Below are 16,744 nucleotides of genomic sequence, written 5' to 3'. Positions count from 1 at the left end.
CAGCCATCAAAGCTGTTGCTGTAGAACGTAATTCGAGTACGCGCTGGTCGCGTGTCCAGTACTGTTGACGGATCGCCGGATCTTCGATGGGGGTATTCGATGTCGGACATCGGTCGGGAACGTAGGCGGCGCTGGGTGGAGCAGCAGCTGGATCGATTGCCGGGGCTGACGCCGCAGCAGCGCAGATTCCTGTCGGTGCCATTGATGGAGAACGGGTGGCATCTGCTGGTTGAAACAGTCGCCCCACCCGCGCACCCGGCCGTGTTCGCGATCGGCAGGACCGGCGTCTACGCGCTTGTGTTCACCGACAGCGTCCCCGATCGAGCCCGGGTCCGTGGTATCCGTGAGAGCGCCGAGAAGTACTTCAGGGGTTTGGTACTCGATCGCGGTCAGTTCGTGCCGCACATGCTCGACGTGATGTTCCTGATGGCCAATGCGGTGAAAGTTGAGGCGCATGATCCGTTCCTCGCCGTCGATGAGTCCACGTTTCGCGACACTCTCGTCAACGGTGATGGTCGTTTTTCGCGACAGCGTGCTCGTGACCTCGCCGCCGCGGTCGATGCCCACCTCGCGGGCTTCGAGTGGCTCTCCAGCGATGACGCACCCACCGCCGAAGCACCTGTAGCCGAAGAACTTTTCGCTGCCACCGACCTCCGAGAGGGCGAGCGCGACAAGGCTTTGGGCCGCCCCTGCCAGGACTGGATGACCTTCCTCGACCCGGAGCAGCTCAGTCTGGTGACCGTGAACTTCAACGGACCGGCGCGTTTCAGCGGCCCGGCGGGTACCGGGAAGACCGTGGTGGCCCTGCATCGTATGGCACAGCTCGCCAAACATCATCCCGGCCGGATGCTGTTCACCAGCTTCGTCAAAACCCTTCCCGCGTATCACCAGTCCGGATTCGCCCGTCTCGCGCCGCACGCCGCTGAGCGCACCGAGTTCATCGGGCTGCACGCCTGGACGGCACGGTTCCTCGCTCACCGCGGCGTGGCCTTCCACCTCGACGACCGAGCCTGCGAGGACGCCTTCGCGCGAGCATGGGTCAAAGCCCGCGATGTGCTCGGCCACATCGACGGGACGGACTGCCAGTATTGGAAGGACGAACTGCATCGCGTAATCAAGGGGCGCGGTATCACGACGTTCAAGGACGAGAACGAATCCCGCGGCTACCGCAGTATCAAACGTACTGGGCGCGAAGGTGTTCCGCTTTTCACCGCGCAGCGTGAGGCGGTATGGAATCTGCTGTTCGAGCCTTACCAGGCACGGCTCGAACAGCGTGGCGTCGACGATTTCAACGATCTCATCCGCAAAGCGGTCGAAGAGCTACGGGCCAGCCCACTCGACGACTTCGAGGACTACGCGATGGTCGTCGTCGATGAAGTGCAGGACTGCACTCTGCTCGAACTCCAACTGGTGCACCAGATCGCGGGCGGTGGACCGAACGCCCAATTGCTGCTGGTAGGCGACGGCCAGCAGCAGGTCTACGCAGGCGGCTGGACACTCTCGGACGCCGGGATTCCTATCGTCGGTCGCGGTCGAGTCCTGCGAACCAACTATCGCAACCGGGAGACGGTGCTGAACTACGCCCAGCGCATCGAAGCCGCCAATACTGTCGACGACCTCGATGGCGGACCCGGATTCGTACTGCGCGACAGCGAAGCAGTGCTGAGCGGCGGCCGGGCAGTCGAGAAAGCTGTGCACCGCAACGCAATTGAGGCAGAACTGCTCGAGGCGATCACCGAATCAGGCTTCGCGTACTCCGAGATAGCGGTGATCACCCACACCCCGAAGGAGGCGGCCCGCTATCGGAACGCACTGGAGCGAGCAGGTTTTCCGGTGCTACCGCTCGTGGAGTACGACGGCACGCAACCAGACGTGATCAAAGTCGGATCCGTGCGACGCGGCAAGGGTATGGACTTCGGAGCGGTCTTCCACATCACTGAATCGACGGATGTACCGCTGAGCGAACTGACCGGCGGAGAACGGGATCGGGCCGAGATCCTGGCCCGCCAAACCCTGGTCGCGCTGACCAGGGCTCGGGACTACATCTGGGTCGCCTACCTTCACGACTGAGGGCGGGTGTCATTGCAGGTCAACGCGATCCGGGAATCGAAGGATGGTCGCGGGTTTCTCGGCGAAGTCATCCTCCAACCGCTCGTCTGCGGCGCGTGCCCTCTCACAGGGTGGGTCGCAGTCGCGGTGGTGCGCCCTGGCTTCGATCGCCTCCGTCTGCGTCATGCGGCTTTCGGACCCTGCGACGGTGTGCGATTCGAGCATCTTCAGGCGTGGACCGTATCGCTCCGCTGTTTCCGTACTTCTCGGTCCCGAGTTGACCACCTGCTTCGCCCAATGCCATTCGTTACGGTCGGCGATCTCGAGCAGTTGCCGCAATCGACCGCAACTCTTGGCGTTATGTCCCGGTCCGGCGACGCAGTTGCGATGTGGATACAGCAGCGCCCGCACCCCGTGCGGATAACGTAAGTCGACTCGATACTCCGAAACCGGGTGGTGATCGAGCCTCGAGTACACGCCGGTCATCGCTGCCGCTCGCTTACGTTGGCTCGATGCCGCCCGGGCGCGGGTCTGGCCGCGACCGGATAGGAGCTGCCGGTAGACAATTCGAGCCGAACGGCGGCCCGCCGCCCCATGCTTTCGCTGCCACGCAGCTCCGCCACCAGTGCGCCGGTCACGGTGATCACGCCACTTGTGAGCAGGAAGAGCAAGACCAAAGAATCCCAAGGCATTCGATGTCTCCTTGTCGGTATCCGCTCTGTGTCCCGAGTGACGCTCGCCGAGGCCGTCTCCCGGTGCTGATGAACGCAAGTAGGCGCCCGTTACGACTGCGGTGGAGGCACTTTCGGATCGTCCAATTGAATTCGCCCGTTTTCCCAGCGCGCCACCCGAAGAGAGCGGAAGATGGCATCCAGCAGGTCGAGTTACGCCATCCATGTTCAGCGCGCGAGTCATCCAAACTCGGGAGCAACGCTTATGATCGGCAAGAATCCGACAACTATTCCCCGGCGGCAGCTGGGTCGACAGCTTCGTGAAATGCGGCAAGCCGCAGGACTTTCCATCGCCGATGCCGCGCGGCTGATCGAACGAGGGGCCGGGACGCTTCAGCGGTTGGAGAAGGGGGAGAACCCTCGGATCCGGCTGTTGGACATCGAAGCGTTGTGCCGCCTGTACGGCGCGGGCAAGGACAAGCTCGGTGCATTGCAGGCTCTCGCCAAGGAAGCCGATGAACGCATGCGGCCGGTGGATGAGCGCGTCTGGTGGCACCGATACGACGACCTGATCCCAAACGACTTCGAGACCTACATGAGCTTGGAAGCCTCAGCGGCGCAAGTGATCATGTATCAACCGGATGTTGTCCCTGGGGTGGTCCAGACGTCCGACTATGCGCGAGCCCTGGAGAGGACTTTCTTCAAGTCCGATACGCCCATGGAGTCGGAGCAACGCGTCCAAGTGAGAATGCAGCGACAAACCGCGATTACGCGGCGGCTGGCTCCCGTCGAACTGGATCTGCTCGTCGACGAGGCGGTAGTTCGACGGGTTGCCGGCAGCCGGAAGGTGATGGCAGCGCAGCTCCGCAAACTGGCAGACGTTCCGCCGAACGTTCGTGTTCGCGTACTGCCGTTCGCGGCCGGCTTCCCACTGGGCTGCGCACCTGGGGCATTCGTAATCCTGCGGTTTCCAATCGATTTCGGTACGAAGGAGCCCGTGGAGCCGACCACGGTATACGTGGAGTCCTACGGTTCTCGGCTCTACTATGACAGCGTGGAGGTCGTGGATCGATACCTGGGAGCCCACGATCAGCTGAGCCAGGTGGCTCTGAGTGAACCAGACAGCAAACACCTGCTCAGGCAGGTTGCGAAGGAGTTCGAATCATGAACGATCTAGCCGAGGCGCACTGGTTCAAGAGCAGCAGGAGCCAAGGGGGAGAAGCGTGTGTGGAGGCCGCGCATCTGCGCGGCGGCAGTGTCGGGGTGCGGGATTCGAAGTTGGGGACCACCAGCCCGGTGCTGATCTTCGATGGGTCCGTTTGGGATCGGTTCAACGATGCGGTGAAGTCCGGCCACTTCGACTGCCTCTGATGCTCTTGGACTGCCTTGAGCCTATTGGGTTCATGGCGGCGGAAGCAACTGGTGTGCATCAGAATTCGGATACCGCACCAGTGTCGGTCGGGGATGTGGGCAGGCGGCAATCCGTTAGCCGCGTAGCCCAGATCTCTTACCGCTCGAAGGTCAGACTCCAAATGAGCGGTGCTGAAGCGCTCTGCCAGCGAAATCGGAGCCCGTACATAGGCGTAGCGGTTCTCCGAGGCAGACTTGAGTGGTTGTGTTCAAATTGGTCTTGCGGCCCGCCGGGCACCGAAGCATCGCTTCGATGCGGCCCCTACCCGCACGTCGATTCACGTGCGCTAGTGGGGGTTACAGATGGCTCTGGTACAAGGAAATGCCCGGGATCTATGGAATGCGGCTGAGTCTGGTGAGTTGGCGAAGCTCATGTCCGAACAGGCGCTGCTGCAGTGGGAGCAGCGGGTTGGGACGAGTGAGCTGGCGTCTTGGAGACACAGCCTGCTGCAGTTTCTGCATGACCTGGTCGACGGCGGCCTCGGAGAAGTCGAGGTGCTGCTCGAGCATCAACTACCGAACAGCCCGAAGCGTATGGATGTTGTGGTATGCGGGGTGCATCCGCAGACCGGAGCGCTCAGTTATGTTGTGGTGGAACTGAAACAGTGGTCCAGAGTCGAGAATGCAACCGAAAAGCTGGTGGCGATCAGTGGATATAAGGATGCGATCCTCCATCCAGTTGAGCAGGTGAGTTGGTACTGCCAGTATCTGATCGATATGACGCCGGAGCTTGTCGATATCCCGGACGCTGTGCACGGCATTGCATACTTGCACAACGCTCGATCCGCTGATGTCGAGGAGTTGAATAAGTACGAGCCGACCGATTTCGGGCGGCTGTTCACCAAGGACAGCAAGTCAGAAATGGTTGAATACCTACGTATGCGGGTGGACCCGGCATGTGGACGTGAGCGTTCAGTCGAGGCTGTGGATCGATTGCTGAACTTCAAGCATGCACCAACCAAGCCATTGCTCCAGCTCGCTGCCGCAGAGATCAGGGGGCGTCAACAGTTCGTGCTGCTGGACGAGCAGCGGGTGGCCTACGAGCTGGTGATGAATGCGGTGGAGCGGGCACACGAGAAGAAGACGAGGACAGTCGTAGTCGTGTTGGGCGGCCCCGGTTCAGGAAAGAGCGTAATCGCGCTCAGCGTGCTCGGTGAACTGGCTGGCCGCGGATTGAGGGTCAACCACGCCACCGGCTCTCGTGCATTCACCAAGACAATGCGCAGAGTGGCGGGCGCAGGCGATGTGCGCGTCGAATCGATCTTCAAATACTTCTACGACTATAAGAAATCCGCGCGGGGTGAGCTGGATGTGCTGATCTGTGATGAGGCGCATCGGATTCGTAACGACAGTGACTATTGGCGGCCTGAGCCGTCGATGCCGTGGAAAAGTCGCCGCCAGATCGAGCAGCTGCTCGACGTGGCGTGGGTTCCGGTATTCCTGCTCGACGAGAGGCAGCTTGTGCGCCCAGGCGAGATGGGTTCACTTGCCGAAATCGAAGCAGCCGCCGCGGGTGCGGGGTGCAAAGTGCGCGTCGTCCGGCTCGACGGCCAGTTCCGTTGTGGCGGTTCGGATCTATACGAAGCCTGGGTCCAGCGACTACTCCAGCTCGATTCTCAACCCCCTGTCAGCTGGAGTCAGTTGACTGCTGATCTCAACGACTCCTTCGTTGTCTGCAGCGCAAACTCTCCAACTGCCCTCGAAACCTGGTTGGCTCATCAGCACGAACATGAATCCGGCACAGCGCGTATGGCGGCCGGGTTCTGTTGGGATTGGAGCGACCCGGTCGGCCGAGGAAACCAGAAGCGGCTTGTCGACGACGTGCAAATCGACGGCTGGAGTCGGCCATGGAATGCCAAGCCGGGCAACGACGTGCCGGGCGTGCCGGACTCCGACTATTGGGCATCTGACGAGCGGGGATTCGGCCAGGTGGGATGTATCTACAGCGCGCAGGGCTTCGAATACGACTGGGCCGGAGTAGTCTTCGGCCCCGATCTCGTTCGACGAGGTGATCGATGGGAAGCTCGGCAAGAGCCGTCCTGGGATTCCAGAGTCAAAAGCGCTAGTGAGTCGGATTTCGATGACTTGATCCGGAACACCTACAAGGTGCTGCTCACGCGCGGAATGAAGGGCGCGTGCGTCTACTCGACGGATCCTGAGACGCAAGCATTTCTGGAGAAGATGGCGCGGTAGTGCTCGGGAGCTGTCGAAATTGGTTGGTGCACAAGGTGATTAGCTGACATCTGCTGGCGATCCGTGCATGGGGTCGATCGTATCCACTTTCGGGGTTGTCGGCGGCTTTCGCTAATGTGATCTGCGCGGCCCGCCGGGCACCGAAGGACACTTCGTCGCTGCCTCCACCCGCATGTCGATTTCGCGCGCCCAGGTGGGGAAGGCAACGTGGCTCTGATTCGAGGAAGTGCACGCTATCTGCTGACGGAAGCGCAGGCCGGACGGCTGCACGAGGTGTTGAGCGAGCAAGCTCGGCATCAGTGGGAACACCAGGTGGGGGTTGGTGAAGTACGTTCCTGGATGCGCAGTCTCCCGCCGCTATTGGTTGAGCTGGTCGACTCGGGACTCGAGGATGTCGAGGTGCTGATCGAGCACAAGCTGCCGCATAGCCCGAAGCGTGTGGATGTGATCCTATGTGGTGCGCACCCTCGCACCGGTGAGGTCAGCTATGTGCTGGTCGAACTGAAGCAGTGGTCGAAAGCGGAACTTCTTGCTGCCGATGTGGTTTCGATCGCAGCCTATTCGAATCCGGTACTGCACCCGGTCGCTCAGGTGCGGGGTTACTGCCAATATCTTGTTGACTCGACTCCCGCGCTGGCGGATCTTCCGCACGCCGTGCACGGTATCGCTTACCTGCACAATGCGACCTCCACCGAAATCCCGTCGCTGATGCAGTACCGACCCGATCGTTTCGGCCGAATGTTCACCGAGGACTTCAAGTCCGAGATGGTCGAGCATCTGCGCTCGCTGCTGAATGTCGATGCCGGACGTGATCCGGCCCGTGAGTCTGCCGACCAGTTCCTCCGATTCACGCACGGACCGAGCAAGCCGCTGTTGAAGTTGGCCGCCAAGGAGATTCAAGATCGAGAACAGTTCGTTTTGCTGGATGAGCAACGGGTCGCTTATCAACTGGTGGAGAGGGCCGTCGCGACCGCCCGGGCACAGCGGACACAGACTGTTGTCGTGGTTGTCGGCGGACCGGGCTCGGGCAAGAGCGTAATCGCGCTCAGCTTGCTCGGCGAACTGTCCCGTCAGGGGCGGAAAGTCCACCACGCCACAGGTTCCAGCGCTTTCACCAACACGATGCGCAAGGTCGCGGGCAGTCGCAACAGCCGGGTCAAGACCATGTTCAAGTACTTCAACAACTACGTCGGTGCTGAGCCGCGGGAACTTGACGTACTGATCTGCGACGAGGCGCATCGCGTTCGTGAGAACAGCGTGAATCGCTGGACCGGAAAGGAAAAGCGCGCGCTGGCCCGTCGCCAGATCGAAGAACTGATCGACGTCGCCTGGGTTCCGGTCTTCCTGCTCGACGAGAATCAGATCGTGCGCCCGGGCGAGATGGGTTCGCTCGATGAGATCACCGCTGCCGCCCATGCCGCTGAATGCAAGGTCGAGGTCGTCCATTTGGACGGCCAATTCCGTTGTGGCGGTTCGGATGCCTTCGACGAGTGGGTTCGGCGTCTCCTGGGCCTGGACCCGCTACCCCCGATCAGCTGGAATCGTTTGACTGCGGGCACCGATGACGACTTCCGCGTCACCACTGCTGAGAATCCGACAGCGATGGAAGCCTGGCTACTGAACGAGCGCGAACAACATGGTGGCACAGCACGATTGGCCGCCGGGTACTGCTGGCGTTGGAGCGATCCGGTAGAGACGCCCGACGGGAAGCATCTCGTCGATGATGTGGAAATCGGGGACTGGAAGCGCCCGTGGAATGCGAAGCCGGACAAGCGCGTGCCTGACGCTCCCGAGTCCTACTACTGGGCATCCGATGATCGAGGCTTCGGTCAGGTCGGCTGCATCTACACCGCGCAGGGTTTCGAATACGACTGGTCGGGAGTCATTTTCGGACCGGACTTTGTACGGCGAGGCGACCGCTGGGTAGCGCGTCGCGAACACTCCCATGATCCGGCCGTCAAGAAAGCTGAAGATGCGCACTTCGGCGCCCTGATCCGCAACACCTACAAGGTGCTGTTGACTCGCGGTATGGAAGGCACCTGCGTGTACTCGACCGACCCCGAAACCCAAGCGTTCCTCGAAAAGATGGTCGGGTAGACCCGTCGGACTCGGGTAGCGGATCGGCTACCCGAGCTCGGAATACTTCGCCGCGCGCCCCCGCGCGAGCTCCACCGGATACCGGCCTTCGTTCACCCGCAGCTTCGTCTGTACCGCAGCGGCGAGGTCAATGTCGAGCACGGCCGCAAGTCGCAACAGATACATCAGTACGTCAGCAATCTCATGTTCGACCTTGACCCGGCCCTGCTCATCGTCGCAAACTGCTTGGCTCTGTTCGGGTGTCAGCCATTGAAAGATCTCCGCCAGCTCGCCGACCTCACCGGTCAGCGCCATCACCAGGTTCTTCGGTGTGTGGAACTCTTCCCAATCCCGCCGCTGGGAGAATTCCGTCACCATGTCCCGCAGATCGTCGATGGTCATAGGCATTGTCTACCAGGTCTGGTTCCTGGCGGTTCCGTGGGATTGTCGCATCCTGTAAGCAGGCCGGGCGATCTGTTGCTCAAATCCAGTACGTTTCTGCGCATGTCAGTCACCGCCTCGGCCGGCTCCGGCTGAGCTAAGTGCAGCGATTCTGGCCGTAGAACCGCAGGGCGCGGACTATATCGGGCTTCCCGTTCCGTAACGGGCCGAGCGGGCACAGCCTGACGGCATTCAGTGCTGGAACATAGTGCGCTCCCATACCCTCCTCGCTGGCCGTGGGATAGGTATCGGCGTATCTGCTCCATGCCACGACACCGAGGTTGCCGTCCACTCGGGTCACTTCGATGCGATCGATCAGATCCCACGGCATCCACGCAGAGTTCTTCGGAAAGAAGGTCTGCACGCCGACAGCACCAACCTCCAGTTGAATGGGTTGCATTGCCAGACGCCAAAATCCGATGACCAAAGGGACATCGACGGCGATGAAGCCAACGAAGGCGATTCGCCACGCCCAGTTACCCGCGATCGCTCCGGCTGTCGCCAGAACAGCCATGAGCAGCAGTATACCGACCAGCGCCCAGTAAATCCCTTGGCGGCCTGCGAATGTCACGTACTGGCCGGTGGGATTGCCGCGCGAAGACTGGTGCGGGTCCCAACCCACCGTCGCCGCGTCCAGTCGGGCGATCTCAGCCGCTATTTCGACGTTGCCGCTGGATCTCTGCCGAACGTCGTCTGCGGCGGGGAGATCGAACTTCTCCGCCGCCCATCGCTCATGCGCTGCTTTCAATTCCCGCAGGTATTCGGCATTGAAGAACCTTGGCTGGTCATCTATCTGCTTGTGGTGGACCTTGCATAGCAGGATTAGATTGTCGTATTTATCCAGGTCTGCAGCGGGAATCAGCCCCGCTCGCGGGCCCCCACCCGATTGGGCGACAATGTGCGCCTCGTCGCCGACCACGGACTCGCGATCGGTTGCCGTCGCTTCTAGGACCAGTGGCTGCCTGCAGATCGCGCACAGGTTATGGGAACGCCCCCACAGAATCTTCCGATCCCGAGCTTCGATCGTCATACCCAAAGTCTTGCAGCGAGATCGGGGCTATGTGCGGATCTCCGCCGCGATCGCAGTCCGCGCCGCACCTGTCAAGCATCGCATCTGTCAGAGATGTTCGATCGTGCGTCGCCCAATCGCCGCGCTCAACGCGTCCATCTCCGCCAGCACATCAGTCGCGGCCCAGATGCGGTTGCGGTTGCTGTCCGAGAGGAGCTCGAGAATCCCCGCGTCGGTCAACCTTCCCAGTGCCCGATAGGTGCTGGCATCGGTGGTGCCGGCGATCCGTTGTGCGTTGTCAGCGTTGAGGATTGGGGTTTCGAGCAGCGCTGCGAGGAGGGTTTCGTCCGCCGAATTGGTCCGGGGGCGAACGATGTCTCGCCAGCGCCTCGGCAGGTCGGCGAGGGCCAGGGCGGAGTCCTGTGCTGCCTCGCTGGCATGGATCGCGCCTATTGCCAGGTATTCGACGAACGCGTTGACGTCGCCAGTGCGAAATCGGTTGAGGTGCATGAAGTATCGGCCTGTGTCCGCAAGCATGACCGATGCCAGCGGTACGGTCACTCGGCGGGTGAGGCCGCGGCGGCGCAGCACAGTGCTGATCAGTGCCCGCCCGATGCGTCCGTTCCCGTCAGTGAACGGATGAATGGACTCGAACTGGGCATGCGCGATGGCGGCCTGCGCGAGGATCGGCAGATCATCCCGGTTGACGAAGACCAGCAGATCGGCGATCAACTCAGGAACGAGTTCGGGGGGCGGCGGGATATGCGCGGCGTTGATCGGCGTGTAGTCGCTGCCACCGATCCAGTTCTGCACATCGCGCAGTTGTCCCGCATCGCGAGAGGTGTAGTAGTCGACGGCCATCAGTAGCCGATGTGCTCCGAGTAGATCGTCGAGCTGGATCGTGCCCGCACCGGCCGCATCGACCATCGCGATCAGGGCCTTGACCGCCGCCAGTTGCGACCTCGCTTCATCGCTGGCTTTGCCACCCGCGACAGCTTTGCCGAAGGCTCGCCAGCCCGCATCGATATGTTCGATCTTGGAGGACGCGACGGACTCGCTACGCAGCAGGAAGTCGGCCAGCGGCGCCAGATGCTCGCCGAATCCGGCTTCGAGGCGGGCGATCGCGATCAATGCCGCTTCGTGGGTTCGGGCAACGCTGCCGGTTGGGTCGTAGTCGAGCTTGCCGATTCTGGGCGGAATCGCGACCGTGATCCGCTCGAGGGTCCGGTCCGCCCGCGAGCCTTGGCGCTGATGTGGGTTCCAGATTCGCTCTTCGTTGCGATGCGGTGGCCAGTTCACGCGGTTTCCTTCGAATAAGATCGACCAACTCTCGACTTATTATACTTTATCTATAGAAAACGCAGCTATAGCTGACATTGATGTACTTTTCTTCTCGATCGGATCGTCCTACTTCGAGTCTCTGCCGTAGCCGAACCGGCTGGCCAGCGCCCAGTTGATCTCCTCGATGACGAAGGGGCTCGGTACCGGGTCGACGGAATTCGTGAGAGGCACGGTCGAACCAGCCGAAGGACGCGCCGATGACCTCGTGCAGATCATTGAGGAACAGTTCGGAGGAGACGTCCGGTCATGGGGACAGTGGCGGCTGGGGGCCGACGATTGTCGCGCGCAGGCGGAAGTTGAATCGGTGTCGACCCTCCTCGGAAACTATCGTGGGGACGACGAAGAGAGGAGTGCCCGGTGTCCGACGACATGTCAGCTTCCGAGCGGCGAGAGCTGCGGGCTCTGGAACGCGAACACGATCGCCTGCTCGCCGAACACGCGCGTTTGCGGGACGAGTTGGACTCCCGCGCGGCCGATCTCGGTCTCCGCTCGCAGCCGCCACGGGAAATCGCTCTGCAGTTCGAACAGGCCGCCGAAGCCGACCCTGACGAACGTGCCCAGAACCTCAATGAGGCAGCCGGATATTGGGCAATGGCAGGCGAATTGGAGCGCGCCCGCCGTTTGCATCTCGCGGCGATCGCCGATGGTGGCGAGGTCGCCGGTGATGCGCGGGTTTGGTACGCGCTGTTCCTGCTCGAGTACGACGACGCACTCGCGGGTCGGGCGATGCTCGACACGATCCTTGCCGAGGGTCCGGATGATTACGCCATATACGAGTCCGTCGCTGAGGCTTTCGAAGCTCTTGAAGCGCCGGAGGAGGCGTTGCACTGGTTCGAAGCCGGCCTGGCTCGGCAACGACTGATCGGTGACGACGGTGCGGAAGGGTTCGGCGAATATCAACTCGCGATCGGCCGCAGCCGTGTCCGGGAGTCGCTCGGGTTGCCCGAAGACGCCGATGACCGCTGGGCCGAGCAGCAGCGCCGGAGTTGGGCTGACCGCATCGATCGTCGGGGCAGCTCCTCATCGGCACGGCCCACAGTTCTGTCGATGTTCTATCTCCCGGAGGGCGAATTCGACGCCGCGATGCGTCGATGGCCGGAACTGCGGAACCAGTACGACAGTCACGTCGAGCATCGTGCGTCGGTCGAAAGTCGGCTCAGGGAAGCCGATTCCGGGCTGTCCCTGCGTGTGTCCGCAGCTGGTGTCGCGGGCTTGGCCGAGTATGCGGCAGCCCACGACCGGGATCCGGCGCAGTCGAATACCCGCGCGGCGTATGCCGCGGAATTGAGCCGTCTCGGCCGCGACATCGCTTGGCCTCCTGGCCGAAACGAGTCCTGTTGGTGTGGGTCGTCCCGGAAATACAAGAAGTGCTGTGGTCGACCGACCTGAAGCCGCTCCGGGGTAGGGGATGTGACCCGGCATGATCGGGGTCATTCGGCAGCGACTTCAGCGCTGAACCCAATTGAGCTGCTTCAGGTTTCGGTTGGCAGGTCACGAGTCACGTCGTCTCCCTCCTGTAACGAGGGTGACCAGGGCTACCACCAGTCCGATTGCCGTTGCGCAGATTCCGACGATCAACACGATTCGGATGACCGTATTCCAGCCGTCCGCATCGAAGGGGAATACCTGTAGTAGTCGGATGACGACAGCAAGGCCGATCCCCAGCGTCACCAGATCGCCGAATGCCTTGGTACGTGGGCCGTCGTGCACTATGTACACCAGGTTCGCGCACGCTGATACCGCCAGGGACACGTTGAACAAGGTCAGTACTCGCGTCGTGTCCTCAGTCAGGAACGGTACGGCCGCCCAGCCGGGGTGGGCGTTGGCCAGGTAGGCAATCACCACGTTGATGACGATGCTGATGAAGTAGCCGATTCGTCTGCCTGCGCGCCGAGTTGTCTTGTCCATCATGGCTCTTCTCCGCCGCGGTTGTCCCCGCCTCGATATCGACGGTAGTCCGCCGGTGGCCGGCCGGACGTCGGAATCGTCGGTGCTCAGCCCTTGCCACCCGCGCACCGAACACACCGTGCGAGCGAATTGGGCTGCCTACGACCCAAATCGGCAGTCGAGCTCACCGAACTCGTCGCCGCATGCCCATTCGATCGAACACGTCCAAAGCACGATCGGCGTGGGTTGCGACAACGACTACTCGTCTACACAGGGCGACGACGATGTGATCGTGAATTGGGTTCCAACGGGATACTTGTCGCGGTGCGCCGCCACGCTGAAGCCGCGGCTGTCGGCATACACGCGATTGATCGGGTCGTCATTGGGGACGCGATCGGGCTCGAGTGCAAAGCCGCGGCTGGTCATGGTTTCCAGTCGTGCCAGCGCTCGGTCGATGAACTCCTGGCTCGGGTCGGCTGCGGTCATCTCATAGGTCGGACTCCACGGCGGCCCTTCGCTTTTCAGTGTTTCGGGATTGGTCCGGCAGCCGTTGCCGCGGTTGACCATGCCGGATGCGACCTGGACCGGGTCCGGCCAGACGAGTGTGAAATTCTGTACGACGATTCGAGCCGCTTCGTCGTACTTCATCGCGGTGGAACCGGAGGATTCGCTGCAGGCCGTGAGTAAAGAAGCGGCCGCGAGCGTGGTGAGGACGAGTGCCGTTCTCATCGGACCTTTTGATCGCTGGGCCAAGTTGCGCCTATCGGTCGGTAGGAACAGCCGTGTGGTTAACGAACCGGCGCGGAACCGCGTCGCGCTAGTCGTTCACGCACGGTGAGGACGATGTGACCGTGAATCGGATCTCGGCGGGGAGTTTGTCCCGGCGCACTGCCACGGTGAACCCCCGACTATCGGCATACACGCGATTGATGGGGTCGTCGTCCGGGATCGGGTCGGGCCGCAGTGTGAACCCTCGGCCTGTCATGGCCTCGAGCTGTGCCAGCGCCCGGTCGATGAACTCCTGGCTCGGGTCGGTCACGCCCTTCTCGTAGATCGGAGTCCACGGTGGCCCTTCGCTTTTCAGCGTTTCGGGGTTGGTTCGGCAGCCGTTGCCGCGGTCGACCATGTTCGGTTCGACCTGGATCGGGTCCGGCCAGACGAGTGTGAAGTTCTCGACGACGATTCGGGACGCTTCGTCGTAGTTCATGGCGATTGTCTCCTTGGCGGAACCATGATCGGCGTCGGTGGTCGATCCATCGCATCCCGCGATTATCGACACGGCTGCGAGCGTGGCGAGGGCGAATGCTGTTCTCATCGGACCTTTATCGTCGGGCCAGGTTGGGGGTTTTCGGTGATGCGCGGATCTGCGTAGGGCTGGATATGCGCGTACGGAATCTTCGATGCCGCGAGGGCTTCGGCGGCATTGAATCCTTCTTTCGCGCCGTCGCCGTCGTCACCGAGGCCCACGTCGACCCAGCTGGTCTCGATGCCGCGCTCAACATACCCTTTGACCTCCCCACCTGCGATGACCCCCACGATGTTTTGAAATGCCGTCGATCCGGGATCGTCCCAGTACTTGCCGTGGCCATTCGGACCGAATACGACTTCACCCATGTGGTGTCCGTCCTTCTCGCTGCCGTAGAAACCGGTGTCGAGGCGAGTCACTCCGGGAATCTCGTCGGGATCACCATTGAGCGGATTCCCGGCATGCGGGTTGCCCGGCAGATGAATCCCGCTGAGGGTGATCCCATCGCGGGGGTAGGACTGGACTATTCCGATCGGGTCACCCGGGGCAGTCATCGAATAGCGCTGCACGTTCGGGTTCGGGTCATTCCATTCGGTGCTGTAGATGCCGGTTCCGGCCGACGACGCGTGCAGGACGCGGTCGGCGCGCAGGCCGAGCTGCTCGGCGGTGCCGACGATCGAGCCGCCGTAGGAATGCCCGACATAAGTGACCGGTGTGCCCGGCGCTCGAGCGGCCACTTCTCGATCGAGCTCGTGGCCGAAATCGACCAGGCGCGGAGCCATCTCAGCGGCGAATTTCGGGCTGGGAGCGCCATTTCCGAGATCGGCGAGACCCTGCGGGAAGTCTCCGTCCATGTAGAGAAAGATCGGGCCGTGGGTTCGGTCGGAGAGGTTCCACGCCGACACGTGGTTGGAGTTCGAGCCGTCGAGCGTGGTGTTCGTGCCCGGCACGATCACTCCGACACCGGGTACCCCCGGTGCGATATCGCCGATCATCTCGATCATTCGCCCGCTGCCGGTGGGGTCGAAGAGAACGAATTTCCGGTCGACGAGATGGTTGCCGGGGGTGGCACCGGGGCCGCTGGAGACCGCGGTCTCGTCATGGGAATTTGTCGTGGTGGGATCGGGTATCTGGCCGAGCATCGATTCCAGCTGCTTGATCCGAGCTTGGCTGGGATTCGGCTTCTGCCGTTCATCGAACAACGCGTTCTGAATATTGATCTCGTTCGCGGCGATTCGCATGTCGAACGGGACGCCGTTCATATTGCCCAGCTTCTCGGGCGCGGCGATCACCAGTTGCCGTTGATCGTCGGTGCTGAGCCCGGCCAGGAAGGTGGCTCGTTCATCGGGCGACATGGCGGTCAGACGGGTTGCCACCGCGTCGGGATCCTGCCGTGTTCCATCCGGCAGGGTGATGTCCTGTTGCCCATCACGGATCGCGGCCAGGTCGGCCTGGGTTTCCGCGAGGCTCTTGCCGAAGGCCGTGTCGACGCGTTCGACCTCGTCGAGGCCGCTGGAGATGTTCAGTTGGAAGACTGCCGCATCGTCGGCCTTCTCCGGATCAGTGCTCGATACGCTGCCGTCCGGGCTCACGGTGAAGCCCTGAGCTTCGGCCAGCTTCTTCTGCTGTAGTACGTAGTCGCGGGCGTGCTTCAGGCCCTTACAGGCGTCGTCGGCGTCATCTGCCAAGCGCAGCAATAGGTTTCGGACCTCATAGCCGTGGTCGACCTCTTCGTCGATGCGTCGTGTCGCGGCATCGCGGGTGCGGCCGCGCCAATCCTGGGCCGAGGTCAGGGTGCGGGAGCAGTTGCTGACCGAGTTGTCGAGCGTGCCCGCGTTGCTGCGCGCTGCGGTCGCGGCATTGCTCAGGCCGTCGAGGTTCCAGCCTTCGAGTTGGCTGATCGTGGGACGCATCAGCGAGGGCTCAGCTGGTCGATCGAGCTGCCGATTTCGGCGTCCAGGTCCTGGATGGCGGTGGAGAACTTGTCGATCAGATCGGCGACAGCGTCGAAGCGGGTCTCGATCGACGCTGTCGCCTGCTGTGCGGGATCGGCGGATCCGCGAACCGCGGCCAGCACCGCGCTGCCTTCGCCGGTGGCTTCGCTCAAGCCCGACCACATCAGCTTGCCGATCTCGGCGGCTTCGCGACGCCAGGTTGTCGTCATTCCCGTCAGCTGTGCTGGAAGGACGCCGAACATCGGCGCGTCTACCGGGCAGGACTGCGGTTGTTCGATTGTCGACGGCTGCGTGGGCTCTGGACTCACAATTTCCCCTGGTGGATGCCTGCCTGATTCAAACAAGCAGACCCGACGGTCTGCGATGGCAAGGTAGCCAAAGGGTAACCAAACTGATCTTGGGATGCCAGTGGTGGTGCTGCTCAACACTAGGAAATGCGCGTCGACGTCGAGAATCGACTTTGAGT

General features: G+C 62.0%; 16 protein-coding genes. 6 read left to right on the top strand and 10 right to left on the bottom strand.

What is annotated here, in order from left to right; all coding sequences use genetic code 11:
- Nucleotides 1–99: 99 nt before the first annotated feature.
- Nucleotides 100–2,070, top strand: coding sequence for a UvrD-helicase domain-containing protein (locus tag OHB26_RS38575; protein ID WP_330182168.1), 1,971 nt, complete (start codon nt 100–102; stop codon nt 2,068–2,070).
- Between the two features lie 461 nt (nt 2,071–2,531).
- Here OHB26_RS38575 and OHB26_RS38570 read toward each other — a convergent pair whose 3' ends face one another.
- Nucleotides 2,532–2,741, bottom strand: a complete 210-nt coding sequence (locus OHB26_RS38570) for a hypothetical protein (RefSeq protein WP_330182167.1) — start codon at nt 2,739–2,741, stop codon at nt 2,532–2,534.
- Between the two features lie 244 nt (nt 2,742–2,985).
- Between OHB26_RS38570 and OHB26_RS38565 the strand changes: the two genes are divergently transcribed.
- The 4 genes from OHB26_RS38565 to OHB26_RS38550 all read left to right on the top strand — a co-directional run bounded on the left by OHB26_RS38565 (nt 2,986) and on the right by OHB26_RS38550 (nt 8,420).
- On the top strand, nt 2,986–3,888 hold the full coding sequence (locus OHB26_RS38565; protein WP_330182166.1) for a helix-turn-helix domain-containing protein: 903 nt from the start codon (nt 2,986–2,988) through the stop codon (nt 3,886–3,888).
- Nucleotides 3,885–4,091 (top strand): DUF397 domain-containing protein, encoded by a 207-nt coding sequence (locus OHB26_RS38560; protein WP_330182165.1) that lies wholly within the window; start codon nt 3,885–3,887, stop codon nt 4,089–4,091. The genes OHB26_RS38565 and OHB26_RS38560 overlap by 4 nt, the downstream gene beginning before the upstream one ends.
- A gap of 342 nt (nt 4,092–4,433) precedes the next feature.
- The gene (locus tag OHB26_RS38555; protein WP_330182164.1) at nt 4,434–6,323 is read left to right on the top strand and encodes a DNA/RNA helicase domain-containing protein; all 1,890 of its coding nucleotides are present in this window, start codon (nt 4,434–4,436) and stop codon (nt 6,321–6,323) included.
- 207 nt (nt 6,324–6,530) lie between these two features.
- Nucleotides 6,531–8,420, top strand: a complete 1,890-nt coding sequence (locus OHB26_RS38550) for a DUF2075 domain-containing protein (protein WP_330182163.1) — start codon at nt 6,531–6,533, stop codon at nt 8,418–8,420.
- A 27-nt stretch (nt 8,421–8,447) separates the two neighbouring features.
- On the opposite strand, the gene OHB26_RS38545 is transcribed toward OHB26_RS38550, so the two are convergent.
- The 4 genes from OHB26_RS38545 to OHB26_RS38530 form a co-directional block, all read right to left on the bottom strand.
- A complete protein-coding gene (locus tag OHB26_RS38545; RefSeq protein ID WP_330182162.1) occupies nt 8,448–8,801 on the bottom strand; it encodes a nucleotide pyrophosphohydrolase in 354 nt (117 codons plus the stop codon).
- A 136-nt stretch (nt 8,802–8,937) separates the two neighbouring features.
- On the bottom strand, nt 8,938–9,870 hold the full coding sequence (locus OHB26_RS38540) for an HNH endonuclease (protein WP_330182161.1): 933 nt from the start codon (nt 9,868–9,870) through the stop codon (nt 8,938–8,940).
- Nucleotides 9,871–9,957: 87 nt separating this feature from the next.
- Nucleotides 9,958–11,148, bottom strand: coding sequence for a Fic family protein (locus OHB26_RS38535; protein ID WP_330182160.1), 1,191 nt, complete (start codon nt 11,146–11,148; stop codon nt 9,958–9,960).
- Nucleotides 11,149–11,562: 414 nt separating this feature from the next.
- A complete protein-coding gene (locus tag OHB26_RS38530; RefSeq protein WP_330182159.1) occupies nt 11,563–11,817 on the bottom strand; it encodes a hypothetical protein in 255 nt (84 codons plus the stop codon).
- Between OHB26_RS38530 and OHB26_RS38525 the strand changes: the two genes are divergently transcribed.
- The gene (locus OHB26_RS38525) at nt 11,794–12,579 is read left to right on the top strand and encodes an SEC-C domain-containing protein (protein ID WP_330182158.1); all 786 of its coding nucleotides are present in this window, start codon (nt 11,794–11,796) and stop codon (nt 12,577–12,579) included. The genes OHB26_RS38530 and OHB26_RS38525 overlap by 24 nt on opposite strands.
- A 102-nt stretch (nt 12,580–12,681) precedes the next feature.
- Here the strand turns inward: OHB26_RS38525 and OHB26_RS38520 are convergent, their stop codons facing one another.
- The 5 genes from OHB26_RS38520 to OHB26_RS38500 form a co-directional block, all read right to left on the bottom strand.
- On the bottom strand, nt 12,682–13,101 hold the full coding sequence (locus tag OHB26_RS38520) for a hypothetical protein (protein WP_330182157.1): 420 nt from the start codon (nt 13,099–13,101) through the stop codon (nt 12,682–12,684).
- Between the two features lie 234 nt (nt 13,102–13,335).
- The gene (locus tag OHB26_RS38515; protein ID WP_330182156.1) at nt 13,336–13,806 is read right to left on the bottom strand and encodes a hypothetical protein; all 471 of its coding nucleotides are present in this window, start codon (nt 13,804–13,806) and stop codon (nt 13,336–13,338) included.
- An 88-nt stretch (nt 13,807–13,894) separates the two neighbouring features.
- Nucleotides 13,895–14,392: a hypothetical protein gene (locus OHB26_RS38510; RefSeq protein ID WP_330182155.1), complete on the bottom strand. Its 498-nt coding sequence runs from the start codon at nt 14,390–14,392 to the stop codon at nt 13,895–13,897.
- Nucleotides 14,389–16,236: an alpha/beta hydrolase gene (locus OHB26_RS38505; protein WP_330182154.1), complete on the bottom strand. Its 1,848-nt coding sequence runs from the start codon at nt 16,234–16,236 to the stop codon at nt 14,389–14,391. Before OHB26_RS38505 ends, OHB26_RS38510 begins: the two co-directional genes overlap by 4 nt.
- Entirely contained in the window at nt 16,236–16,487 is a 252-nt protein-coding gene (locus tag OHB26_RS38500) for a hypothetical protein (RefSeq protein WP_330182153.1), read from the bottom strand. Before OHB26_RS38500 ends, OHB26_RS38505 begins: the two co-directional genes overlap by 1 nt.
- Between the last annotated feature and the right edge of the window lie 257 nt (nt 16,488–16,744).

The sequence above is a fragment of the Nocardia sp. NBC_01503 genome (genome assembly GCF_036327755.1).
Classification (GTDB): domain Bacteria; phylum Actinomycetota; class Actinomycetes; order Mycobacteriales; family Mycobacteriaceae; genus Nocardia.
This window is presented reverse-complemented; position numbering and strand designations above follow the sequence as displayed.

Excerpts from the sequence above, each read along its gene's own strand:
- OHB26_RS38540 (WP_330182161.1), bottom strand. The coding sequence starts at position 9,870 with ATGACGATCGAAGCTCGGGATCGGAAGATTCTGTGGGGGCGTTCCCAT.
- OHB26_RS38560 (WP_330182165.1), top strand. The coding sequence starts at position 3,885 with ATGAACGATCTAGCCGAGGCGCACTGGTTCAAGAGCAGCAGGAGCCAA.
- OHB26_RS38500 (WP_330182153.1), bottom strand. The coding sequence starts at position 16,487 with ATGACGACAACCTGGCGTCGCGAAGCCGCCGAGATCGGCAAGCTGATG.
- OHB26_RS38510 (WP_330182155.1), bottom strand. The coding sequence starts at position 14,392 with ATGAGAACAGCATTCGCCCTCGCCACGCTCGCAGCCGTGTCGATAATC.
- OHB26_RS38565 (WP_330182166.1), top strand. The coding sequence starts at position 2,986 with ATGATCGGCAAGAATCCGACAACTATTCCCCGGCGGCAGCTGGGTCGA.
- OHB26_RS38520 (WP_330182157.1), bottom strand. The coding sequence starts at position 13,101 with ATGATGGACAAGACAACTCGGCGCGCAGGCAGACGAATCGGCTACTTC.
- OHB26_RS38545 (WP_330182162.1), bottom strand. The coding sequence starts at position 8,801 with ATGACCATCGACGATCTGCGGGACATGGTGACGGAATTCTCCCAGCGG.
- OHB26_RS38570 (WP_330182167.1), bottom strand. The coding sequence starts at position 2,741 with ATGCCTTGGGATTCTTTGGTCTTGCTCTTCCTGCTCACAAGTGGCGTG.
- OHB26_RS38530 (WP_330182159.1), bottom strand. The coding sequence starts at position 11,817 with ATGCAAACGGCGGGCGCGCTCCAATTCGCCTGCCATTGCCCAATATCC.
- OHB26_RS38555 (WP_330182164.1), top strand. The coding sequence starts at position 4,434 with ATGGCTCTGGTACAAGGAAATGCCCGGGATCTATGGAATGCGGCTGAG.
- OHB26_RS38505 (WP_330182154.1), bottom strand. The coding sequence starts at position 16,236 with ATGCGTCCCACGATCAGCCAACTCGAAGGCTGGAACCTCGACGGCCTG.
- OHB26_RS38575 (WP_330182168.1), top strand. The coding sequence starts at position 100 with ATGTCGGACATCGGTCGGGAACGTAGGCGGCGCTGGGTGGAGCAGCAG.
- OHB26_RS38515 (WP_330182156.1), bottom strand. The coding sequence starts at position 13,806 with ATGAGAACGGCACTCGTCCTCACCACGCTCGCGGCCGCTTCTTTACTC.